This window comes from Rahnella selenatireducens, from assembly GCF_046449555.1.
GTDB lineage: Bacteria > Pseudomonadota > Gammaproteobacteria > Enterobacterales > Enterobacteriaceae > Rahnella > Rahnella selenatireducens.
This window is the reverse complement of sequence record NZ_JBKEZJ010000003.1, coordinates 225,454-236,391: the sequence shown is the minus strand read 5'-3', so window position 1 is coordinate 236,391 and position 10,938 is coordinate 225,454. Positions and strand designations below refer to the sequence as shown.

Genomic DNA, 10,938 nt, shown 5'->3' with positions numbered 1-10,938 from the left:
GCGACGGCGCCCATGTTTGTTTTGCCGCGCGGCTGGGTGATTTTGCTCGGGTTTTTATGTTTTGTGATGTTTATGGATGAAGGTTCCATGCTGGACTGGGGCGCGCGGTTCCTCACCACGGAACGCGGCGTATCCGCCCATCAGGCCGGTCTGGGGTATGCCATATATTCCATTGCGATGACCATTGGTCGCCTGACCGGCGACCGTATTATTGCGGCAATGGGACGCTATAAGGTGCTGACTTTAGACAGCCTGTGTGCCAGCCTCGGGCTGATTTTGCTGACCACGGTGGACAATCTCTGGTTTGCCGGGCTGGGCTTTATCATGATCCGATTTGGTGCGTCGAATCTGGTGCCTATCATGTTCAGCGCAGCAGGAAACCAGACGGCGATGCCTGCCAGCATGGCTATCGCCTCCGTGACAACACTGGGTTATGCAGGTATTTTGGCGGGTCCTGCGCTGATTGGTTTTATCGCACAACTGAGCAGTTTGTCCGTCGCATTGGGCTTCGTGGCCGCTATGATGTTATGTGTCACGGCCTGCGCCAAAGCCGTACTCCGATAAAAGAGTGATAACAAGAATGAAGGAAAAGACTCATCATCATGGCTGGTAAATATTTATCGCTGACATCAACCAACATCACGCGCTTCTTCTGGTTGTTCATTCTGCTGCTAGTGGTGGGCTTGGGTCTTTACGGTTACAACTACACCAATGCGTACATGAACGACAAACTGCACACAACGCAGACCTTAGCCGATCTGTTGCAAAAGCGTATCGATAAATACCGTTACATGACCTACCAGATTTACGACAATTTCACGGGCCAGCCATTAACGCCCGATGCCGTGAATGCGCAGGAAGTCCGTCTGCGTCAGGATATGTTCTTCGTCTCCAAACCCCACAAGAAAACCGATGCCCTGATCTTCGGTACGCACGACAGTTCAACGCTGGATCTGACCCTGAAAGTGTCGGCATTTCTCGACGACCAATGGGGCTCGACCACCCTGCCTTACTCGCTGTATTACCTGAACGGCCAGGATAACAGCATGATGCTGATCACCACCGTGCCGTTGCAGCAGCAGGATTCCCGGCTGAAAGAAAACTATTTCACCAGCACGCTGCAATCGCGACGTGCGGAAATGCTCCAGCAAGCCAATACGCTGGATGAGCGGGAAAGTTATTCCCCGTTACGCAAATCCCGTCAGAGCAGTGATTATTCATTTTCACTGCGTACAACGTTCAATAATCCAGGCCATCTTGCGACCGTAATTGCCTTCGATTTGCCGATGAGTGACCTGATCCCGGTGAGCATGGCGCGGGACAATTTCCAGTTCAACGGCAATACCGCTGACGTTAACGAAGGCGATCCGACCGACGACAGCGCCGCAAGTACCATCACGCTGCAAGGCTGGTCGCTGGTCTTTAACGTCCCGCTGAACAACTCCCCGCTGTCGCTGACGTACCATGTGCCGCTGTTTAGCCTGGTGGTGGATCTGTCTCGCAATAACTTCTGGCTGATCCTCATCAATCTGTTCCTAATGGGGCTGGCGATGACCAGCATCTATTTCATTCGCCATCAGTACATCCGCCCGAGCGAAAATATGGCGGCGCAGTTGCAGATGCAGCAGGCGCTGAATCAGGAAATTATCTCCGGTCTGCCGCTCGGTTTACTGGTCTATAATTTCAGTAACCACAGCGTCATTTTAAGCAACAAAATTGCCGATCAGCTGTTGCCGCACCTGAGCCTGAATAAAATCGCCAATATGGCCGAGCAGCATCACGGTACTATTCAGGCCACCGTCAATAACGAGGTGTATGAAATCCGCATGATCCGCAGCCAGATTTCACCGGAAACTTACCTGTTTATGCTGCACGATCAGGATAAAGAAGTGATGGTGAACCGGACACTGCAACAGGCCAGACGCGAGTTCGAAAAGAATCTGCAGGCCCGAAAACTGATGCTGCATAATCTGGGCATCGAGCTTAATCAGCCGCTTCAGGAGCTGAACGGACTTGCACTGGCACTGACCGAAGAACAGAAACCGGAAGAGCGTCTGACGCTGGAAGCCAAGTTGCTGAATGAATCGCGTAACGCGCTGACGCTGGTGGATAACATTACCCTGCTGACGCGTCTGGAAACACAGGACTGGCAGCCATCCAGTGACAGCTATGTGTTGTCGGCGATGGTCGATGAATTACTACTCGAGGCCCTGCCGCGACTTAGCCAGAAAGGGCTCGGTTTGCTGAATCATTTCCATGTTGCGCCGGAAGCGACGTTCGCGGGCGATATGCAGGCGGTGAAGAAAATTCTGTCCCTGCTGCTTGATTACGCCATCGTCACCACATCACTGGGTAAAATCACGCTGACCAGTGAGCAGGACGAAGACCGCCCGGATCAGCTGATATTCCACATTAACGACACCGGTAGCGGAATTTCGAAGGAAGAATTGAGCAATCTGAATTATCCTTTCCTGAGCCAGACGTTAGTCGATCGCTTTAACCACGGGTCCGGAATGACGTTCTTCCTGTGCAATCAGCTGTGTAAAAAGCTTGGCGGCCAGCTCGAAATCCGCAGCAAGCTGAATATCGGTACCCGCTACACCGTTCGCGTGAAGCAACGTCCGCAAGTACAGGAAGTGGAAGCCGAACATGAGAAGCTGCTCAATGATGTCACCGTTTTGCTCGACATCACGTCTGAAGAAGTTCGCGGCATTGTCACCCGGACCATGAATGCGTATGGCGCGATGTGCATTGTGGCCGATGAACGCCAGGTATTGCGGGAATATGATGTTTTGCTGACCGACAATGCGCAAAACAGCGACAAATATACATTGCTGCTGACCGACGATGAAGCCGGTTTCCAGCCACTCGAAAAGCATTTTATCCGCGTCAATTACAACATCAGCAGTGCGCTGATCGACGCAACCTTACTGTTAATCGAACAGCAATTTTCTGTTTCCGATGACAGTGTTTCACCCGAAGAACCCGGCGAAGACTCTCTCGACCAGTACGAAAAGCAGTTAAAATCAAGCGATTACTATCAGCTTTTTGTCGAGACAGTACCGGAAGATCTTGAGAAACTGTATAATGAAAACCAACGTCGTGATTTTACATCACTGTCACAAACAGCACATCGCCTTAAGGGGGTATTCGCCATGCTGAATCTGACTCCCGGCAAGCAAATGTGCGAAGCGTTAGAACAATACATCGCAGACGGCGATGCATTACAGATTACTGAAACCATCAATCACATTGATTCTTTTGTCTCCAGACTGCTCCAGCAAGGTAGCTAATCACATGAATAATATGAACGTAATTATTGCTGATGACCATCCTATCGTCCTGTTTGGTATTCGTAAGTCCCTTGAACAAATTGAATGGGTGAACGTTGTCGGTGAGTTCGAAGACTCGACAGCACTGGTTAACAGCTTAAGTAAACTTGACGCCCATGTTCTGATTACTGACCTTTCCATGCCGGGCGACAAATTCGGCGACGGCATTACGCTGATCAAGTACATCAAACGTCACTATCCGCAGCTGTCCATTATTGTTCTGACCATGAATAATAACCCGGCGATCCTGAGTTCTGTACTGGATCTGGATATTGAAGGGATTGTCCTGAAACAGGGCGCACCTACCGATTTACCGAAGGCACTGGCCGCGTTGCAGAAAGGCAAGAAGTTCACGCCTGACAGCGTTGCCAAACTGCTGGAAAAAATCAGCGCCAACGGTTACGGCGACAAACGTCTGTCTCCGAAAGAAAGCGAAGTTCTGCGTCTGTTTGCAGAAGGTTTCCTGGTGACTGAGATTGCGAAAAAGCTGAACCGCAGCATCAAAACTATCAGTAGCCAGAAGAAATCTGCGATGCTGAAACTGGGCGTGGAAAACGATATCGCCCTGCTTAACTATCTGTCTTCCGTCAGTTCCCAGCCGGTGGACCGAGACTAACGTTTCACTGGTTTATGAACGTTAAGACATGAAAAAGGCACCCCCGGGTGCCTTTTGCTTTTCTACTCCGGCTCACCTTCCCGCTTCTTACGCACCAGCGCACTGTAGTAACTCAGCGTGCTGCGCAACGTATCCAGCGTAACCGGTTTTGACAGACAGTTATCCATGCCCGCTTCCAGACAACGCTGACGCTGTTCGGCCAGTGCGTTGGCCGTGACACCGATAACCGGCAGTGTATGGCCCAGTTCGCGCAGTTTTTGGGTCAGGCCATAACCATCAAGACGCGGCATGTTGACGTCACTGAGAACAATATCAATGTCGTGAGAACGCATGGCGTCCAGTGCGTCCATACCGTCATTGGCGGTCACCACGATGTACCCCATTGTGCCCAGCTGATCGGCCAGCAGACGCCGGTTGATCGGATGATCATCCACCACCAGCAAGGTGACATCGCTGTAATCGTGTGCCACTGACACTTCCGGTGCCGGTAAACCTCCCTCTTCCGCCGACGTTTCCAGATGATAAATGCGGTTGAGCAGCGCGGTGATTTCCAGCGGCGTCGAGGTGCTGTGAACCCAGTATCCCGGACGCGTCTCGACAGGCGGCCCGATGTGCGCGATAGAAAACTCAATCTGTGCCGCCAGTTCACCTTTGTGGATCAGCGGCGTATCGGTGATCAGCACGTCTTCGCGCTGAATTTGCATTCCCGCCTCACAGCGCTGAATATTCGCGCCATGATAGCGCAGCAACTGCATCAGATAGCTTTCCAGATAGGCGTTACGCACATCCAGCCAGACCGTTTTATCCTGCCAGTTATCCAGCGGTTCTTCCGACGGGAAGGTGGCGTTATACAGCGGAATACGCACGGTGAACGAACTGCCCAGACCCGGCTCGGATTCGACGTCAATATCGCCATCCATCAGGTTGATCAGTTTTTCGCAAATCGCCAGCCCCAGACCGGTGCCCTGGAAATGACGCTGCACGCCGGTTCCGACCTGGAAGAACGGGTCAAACAGACGCGTGATTTCACGCTCGGGGATGCCCACACCGGTATCGCGCACCTGGAATTCGAGATAATTGCCACAGGTTCTGACATTCAGGACGATGCAGCCTGTATCAGTGAATTTGATCGCATTATTCAGAATGTTGGAAATGACCTGCTGCAAACGCACCGGATCGCCGTTAAACGACAGCGGCACGTTATGTTCGATAAAGCAGTACAGTCCCAGACGTTTCTTCACCACCAGCGGCAGATAGTTGCCCGCAATGTGGGTGATCACTTCGCGACATGAGAATTCCTGCGGCTCTATTTTCAGTTGCTCGGATTCAATCTTCGAGAAGTCGAGAATATCGCTGATGATCTTCAGCAAAAGCGCGGAAGAGTTATTCATCGCGGTCACCAGACGGTCAACGCCCTGCGGCAAGCCCTGCGTTTGCAGCAAATCGAGGTTACCGATAATCCCGTACAGCGGCGTACGCAATTCGTGGCTGACTGTCGCGAGGAACATAGACTTCGACTGGCTGGCCTGTTCCGCCGCATTCGCCATTTCCTGAAGCGACTCTTCCATTTTCACCCGCGAGCTGACGTCAATCAGAACGCAGATCGCCACGTCTTCGTTACGGTAGCGTGAGTGAACGAAACTCAGCTGGATGTTGTTGTTATTTTTGGTAATCACATCGACGAAATTAACCTGCTGATCGCAAATGATCCGCGTAATACGCTGGCGATCTTCCTGCGTCAGCATACTGATATAGTTATGTGCCAGTTCGTTGCTGAGAATATTCACGCCATCGCTGATACGCAGGATGGAAATGCCCACAGGCGCCGAGGCGACAATTTTGTGATTGAACTGTTCATGTTCTTCCAAGCGAAAAGCGTTTTCTTCCGCCGGTAAAAACATCTTGCGCTCAAACACCCAGGCCAGAATAAACAGCAACAGGCCGGAGAAGATGTTCAGTAATATGGCATTGAAAATCAGTATCTTGAACCGTTCAATCAGCGTATTGAACGGCATGGAATAGACCACGCTCAGCGTGGATGGCGTCAGCGGCTTTTTGTAGATGAGATCTTTATAGCCGTTGGTGTAGCCAAAATAGGAGCTTTCCTGCGGGTAATTCCCCAAAGTCGCAGTGTAACCCTCGTCTTCAGAGATACTCAGCAATGGCTGATCGTCTTCATCCAGCAGAGTCACGCCTGTGTGCTGGGCGTTCGGGTTCAGCAAATCTTCCAGACGCAGATTCTGCTGAATGCCCATCAGCGCTTCAAGTTTATTACCGACATAAATTGGCGTTAACACGTACAGATAGCCGGAATCTTTATTGCCAGACTGTGATACCCAATACAGGCTGTTGGCTTTGTCCTGATTCTTGCCGTTACGGTATTGCAGGATTTTCTCGTGCAAAGATTTCAGCTGTTCCTGACTTTCACGCTCAAGCGGTTCGCTGCTGATACCGAAATCCACCAGGCACAAATTCTCGCCGCTGATATAGAACACGCGGTTCAGATCATAGGCATCGGAGAAATTGTCTTTCCAGTAATGGATCATGTTGCCGAGTGAGGCCAGAGAATTACGGTAGCTGCTGTTTATCTGGGAACAGTCGGACTCCGGAAACAGCGAGAGATACGTCGGTGGCGTATTTTTGGTGCTGATCATGCCATTGATGATATCCAGCCCGCTCATGGAATCGCTGAGACGCTTTTCGGCCATAAACTTTATGCTGTGCATCACGTCATTGGAGTTTTTGACATAACTCTGCGCCAGATCGTAGTTGAGGTTATCCTCATCACGGACCTCGGACTCTTTGTTGTGAAAGATATTCAGCACATAAAAGGTGGTCAGCAACACACCCAGTGTCCACAACATAAGCGCCAGCACCCGGAAAAGGTAACGGGAGATTCTCAGCGTTGTGCGAAACGATGCAAGATATTTCAAGGATTAACCATTGGTGTAGCGGCTCAGTGAGCAGGATACGATTAGGATTCAGAATACACTATTGTCGTGGTTTCTAAAAAATACGATGTTAATAAAAAAAGGCATAACACGTTGCCATGTTATGCCCTTCATTCATCTGACTACGAAAACTTATTCTTCTTCGTCGTCTGGCTGCTCGTCTTCACTTTCAGCATCATCTGACAAATCGGCTGCTTGTGCCGCTTCCAGTTCGCCCGCTTCGGTGGCAACGCCATCCAGTTCTTCATCTTCTACCGGTTCTGCAACACGTTGCAGGCCGACGACGTGTTCTTCTTCTGCCGTACGGATCAGCGTCACACCCTGGGTGTTACGACCAACGGTACTGACTTCAGAAACACGGGTACGCACCAGCGTACCGGCGTCGGTGATCATCATGATCTGATCCGCTTCATCTACCTGAATCGCGCCAACAACCGGTCCGTTACGCTCGCTCACTTTGATGGAGATAACGCCCTGCGTTGCACGGGATTTGGTTGGATATTCGGTGGATTCAGTACGTTTACCGAAACCGTTTTGCGTCACAGTCAGAATACAACCGTCGCCGCGCGGGATAATCAGGGACACAACGCTGTCGCCTTCGCCCAGACGGATACCGCGAACACCGGTCGCTGTACGGCCCATCGAGCGGACGGCTTCTTCAGAGAAGCGCACCACTTTACCGGCTGCAGAGAACAGCATGACTTCGTCTTTACCGTCGGTCAGGTCAACACCAATCAGCTCATCACCCTCGTTCAGGTTGATGGCGATGATGCCGGCACTGCGCGGACGGCTGAAATCGGTCAGAGCCGTTTTCTTCACGGTACCGCTGGCGGTTGCCATAAACACATGGCGGCCTTCTTCGTACTCGCGTACTGGCAGAATGGCGGTAATACGTTCGTTCGGCTCAAGCGGCAGTAAGTTGACGATCGGACGGCCACGGGCACCGCGGCTGGCTTCCGGCAACTGATAGACTTTCATCCAGTACAGACGTCCGCGACTTGAGAACATCAGAATGGTGTCATGTGTGTTAGCCACCAGCAGACGGTCGATAAAGTCTTCTTCTTTAATACGTGCGGCTGACTTGCCTTTACCACCGCGACGCTGCGCTTCATAGTCGGTCAGAGGCTGATATTTCACATAACCCTGATGCGACAAGGTCACCACAACGTCTTCCTGATTGATCAGATCTTCGATATTGATGTCAGAAGAGTTTGCGGTAATTTCGGTACGACGCGGATCATTATACTGATCGCGGATCGCTTCCAGCTCTTCACGAATGACTTCCATCAGACGGTCAGGGTTGTTAAGGATGTACAAAAGCTCGGCGATTTGTACCAGCAGCTCTTTGTATTCATCCAGCAGTTTTTCGTGCTCAAGGCCGGTCAGTTTCTGCAAACGCAGATCCAGAATCGCCTGAGCCTGCTGTTCAGTCAGGAAGTATTTTCCGTCGTGAATACCAAACTCAGGTTCAAGCCATTCAGGACGTGCCGCATCATCACCGGCGCTTGCCAGCATTGCAGCAACGTTACCCAGATCCCATGAACGCGCAATCAGGCCCGCTTTCGCTTCAGCCGGAGATTGTGCAGCACGGATCAGTTCGATAATAGGATCGATGTTTGCCAGCGCGATCGCCAGTGCTTCAAGGATATGCGCACGGTCACGGGCTTTACGCAGTTCGAAAATAGTACGACGCGTCACCACTTCACGGCGGTGACGAACAAACGCGGACAGGATTTCTTTCAGACCGAGAATTTTCGGCTGACCTTGGTGCAATGCCACCATGTTGATGCCGAAAGAAGTCTGTAGCTGAGTCAGTGAATAGAGGTTGTTCAGAACCACTTCACCGACGGCGTCGCGTTTGATTTCAATGACGATACGCATACCGTCTTTGTCGGACTCATCACGCAGTGCACTGATGCCTTCGACACGTTTTTCTTTCACCAGCTCGGCGATCTTTTCGATCAGACGGGCTTTGTTCACCTGATACGGGATCTCGTGAACAATGATGGTTTCGCGACCGGTTTTGGCATCTGCTTCCACTTCAGCGCGGGCACGGATGGAGATTTTGCCACGGCCAGTACGGTAAGCTTCTTCAATACCACGACGACCGTTGATGATCGCCGCCGTCGGGAAATCAGGCCCTGGGATGTGTTCCATCAGCCCTTCAATGCTGATGTTTTCATCTTCGATGTACGCCAGACAGCCGTTGATCACCTCAGTGAGGTTGTGCGGCGGAATGTTGGTCGCCATACCGACCGCGATACCTGACGAGCCGTTAACCAGCAGGTTAGGAATACGCGTTGGCATTACCGCAGGAATTTGTTCGGTGCCGTCATAGTTTGGCACGAAATCGACAGTTTCTTTTTCTAAGTCTGCCAGCAATTCGTGTGCAATTTTTGACATGCGGATTTCGGTATAACGCATGGCGGCGGCGGAGTCGCCATCCACAGAACCGAAGTTACCCTGCCCGTCCACCAGCATGTAGCGAAGTGAGAATGGCTGAGCCATACGAACGATGGTGTCATAAACTGCGGTATCACCGTGTGGGTGATATTTACCGATAACGTCACCGACCACACGGGCCGATTTTTTGTAGGCTTTATTCCAGTCGTTACCGAGGACATTCATTGCGAAAAGTACGCGGCGGTGCACCGGTTTCAAACCATCGCGCACATCTGGTAACGCACGCCCGACAATAACGGACATCGCATAATCCAGGTAAGAGTTTTTCAGCTCTTCTTCGATGTTAATCGGTGTGATTTCTCTGGCAAGGTCGCTCATGGAGCTGCTATCCCTCTACTGATTATTCATGGCCGCTGCCCACGTAGGCATATATAGCGCAAAGGTGTAAAACTATACCACAAACCAGCCAAACGTGGAAAACAACCGCCCCCTTTTGCGCAGTATTATCCAACATGATTCAAACCTTTGCGCAAAGCGTGTGAATTCGTACAAAGATTAGCCAGCGGCGACAAAACTGAACCAAACCGGACGGAATATGTATAATCCGCTCATCAGGACATAAGGAGTTCATCACGCTCATGACAACCACACCGGCCGCTAAGGCACAGAATATTGACCACGAAGAAATCGCCAAGTTTGAGGCCGTCGCCTCGCGCTGGTGGGATCTGGAAGGCGAATTCAAACCCCTTCACCGCATTAATCCACTTCGTCTTAATTACATTCTTGAGCGCGCCGACGGCCTGTTCGGGAAGAAGGTTCTCGACGTCGGCTGCGGCGGCGGAATTTTAAGTGAAAGCATGGCGGTGGCCGGCGCAGACGTGACCGGTCTGGACATGGGCGGCGAGCCGTTGCAGGTCGCGCGTCTGCATGCGCTGGAAAGCGGTGTGAAAGTCACTTACGTGCAGGAAACGGTTGAAGCCCACGCCGAAGCCCATCCGCAGCAATACGATGTGGTCACCTGTATGGAAATGCTGGAGCACGTACCGGATCCGGCGTCTGTGGTTGCTTCCTGCGCCCGTCTTGTCAAACCTGGTGGTCATGTTTTCTTCTCGACCATCAATCGCAATAACAAAGCCTGGCTGATGGCGATTTTCGGCGCGGAATATGTGCTGAAGATGGTGCCTAAGGGCACGCATGACATCAAAAAGTTCATCAAGCCGTCTGAGCTGCTGAACATGATTGACCGCACGCCGCTGTTTGAACGCCATATCATGGGGCTGCATTACAACCCGCTGACCGACCATTTCAAGCTCGGGCCAAACGTCGATGTGAATTACATGATTCATACCCAGGCTGAAAATAACAGCGCAAGCTGAGTGCGCGAAATCCGCCCGCGTCAAGCCCGGAAGATGCATTCCGGGCTGAAATCTTCAGAGTTCTCCCGAACATCCCTGCTCTTAATGTCACTTAAACCTTAGTTTTTAGGGCGTTGGTTCACCCGGCAGACGCAACATGTTTTTTTAGAATAATTATCCAGATCAATATAGCGTTTTTTTCTAACGTTTAATAAACCGGCAGTCGATCACCTTTCGCAAAAATATAAGAAAATCGTATCTCAGATATTGACAGGTTTGTC

The 10,938-nt window shown here is 51.3% G+C and carries 5 protein-coding genes and 1 pseudogene; 4 read left to right on the top strand and 2 right to left on the bottom strand.

Annotated features, from left to right (window positions below):
• Nucleotides 1–9: 9 nt before the first annotated feature.
• From ACLBVC_RS06895 to rcsB, 3 genes and pseudogenes are all read left to right on the top strand, one after another.
• Nucleotides 10–564: pseudogene (locus ACLBVC_RS06895) on the top strand (MFS transporter); the annotation flags it as partial.
• 38 nt (nt 565–602) lie between these two features.
• Nucleotides 603–3,293: a phosphotransferase RcsD gene (gene rcsD / locus ACLBVC_RS06890; RefSeq protein WP_410149015.1), complete on the top strand. Its 2,691-nt coding sequence runs from the start codon at nt 603–605 to the stop codon at nt 3,291–3,293.
• A gap of 4 nt (nt 3,294–3,297) precedes the next feature.
• Nucleotides 3,298–3,948, top strand: a complete 651-nt coding sequence (gene rcsB / locus ACLBVC_RS06885) for a response regulator transcription factor RcsB (RefSeq protein WP_104921302.1) — start codon at nt 3,298–3,300, stop codon at nt 3,946–3,948.
• Nucleotides 3,949–4,010: 62 nt separating this feature from the next.
• On the opposite strand, the gene rcsC is transcribed toward rcsB, so the two are convergent.
• Both rcsC and gyrA read right to left on the bottom strand, forming a co-directional pair.
• On the bottom strand, nt 4,011–6,881 hold the full coding sequence (rcsC, locus tag ACLBVC_RS06880) for a two-component system sensor histidine kinase RcsC (protein ID WP_410149014.1): 2,871 nt from the start codon (nt 6,879–6,881) through the stop codon (nt 4,011–4,013).
• A gap of 150 nt (nt 6,882–7,031) precedes the next feature.
• The gene (gyrA, locus tag ACLBVC_RS06875; RefSeq protein WP_410149013.1) at nt 7,032–9,680 is read right to left on the bottom strand and encodes a DNA topoisomerase (ATP-hydrolyzing) subunit A; all 2,649 of its coding nucleotides are present in this window, start codon (nt 9,678–9,680) and stop codon (nt 7,032–7,034) included.
• Nucleotides 9,681–9,940: 260 nt separating this feature from the next.
• On the opposite strand from gyrA, the gene ubiG reads away from it, so the two are divergent.
• Nucleotides 9,941–10,678, top strand: coding sequence for a bifunctional 2-polyprenyl-6-hydroxyphenol methylase/3-demethylubiquinol 3-O-methyltransferase UbiG (gene ubiG, locus ACLBVC_RS06870; RefSeq protein ID WP_410149012.1), 738 nt, complete (start codon nt 9,941–9,943; stop codon nt 10,676–10,678).
• Nucleotides 10,679–10,938 lie beyond the last annotated feature (260 nt).

Bases quoted from the DNA above. Each gene is read 5' to 3' on its own strand.
- rcsD (WP_410149015.1), top strand. From the start codon at position 603: ATGGCTGGTAAATATTTATCGCTGACATCAACCAACATCACGCGCTTC.
- rcsB (WP_104921302.1), top strand. From the start codon at position 3,298: ATGAATAATATGAACGTAATTATTGCTGATGACCATCCTATCGTCCTG.
- gyrA (WP_410149013.1), bottom strand. From the start codon at position 9,680: ATGAGCGACCTTGCCAGAGAAATCACACCGATTAACATCGAAGAAGAG.
- ubiG (WP_410149012.1), top strand. From the start codon at position 9,941: ATGACAACCACACCGGCCGCTAAGGCACAGAATATTGACCACGAAGAA.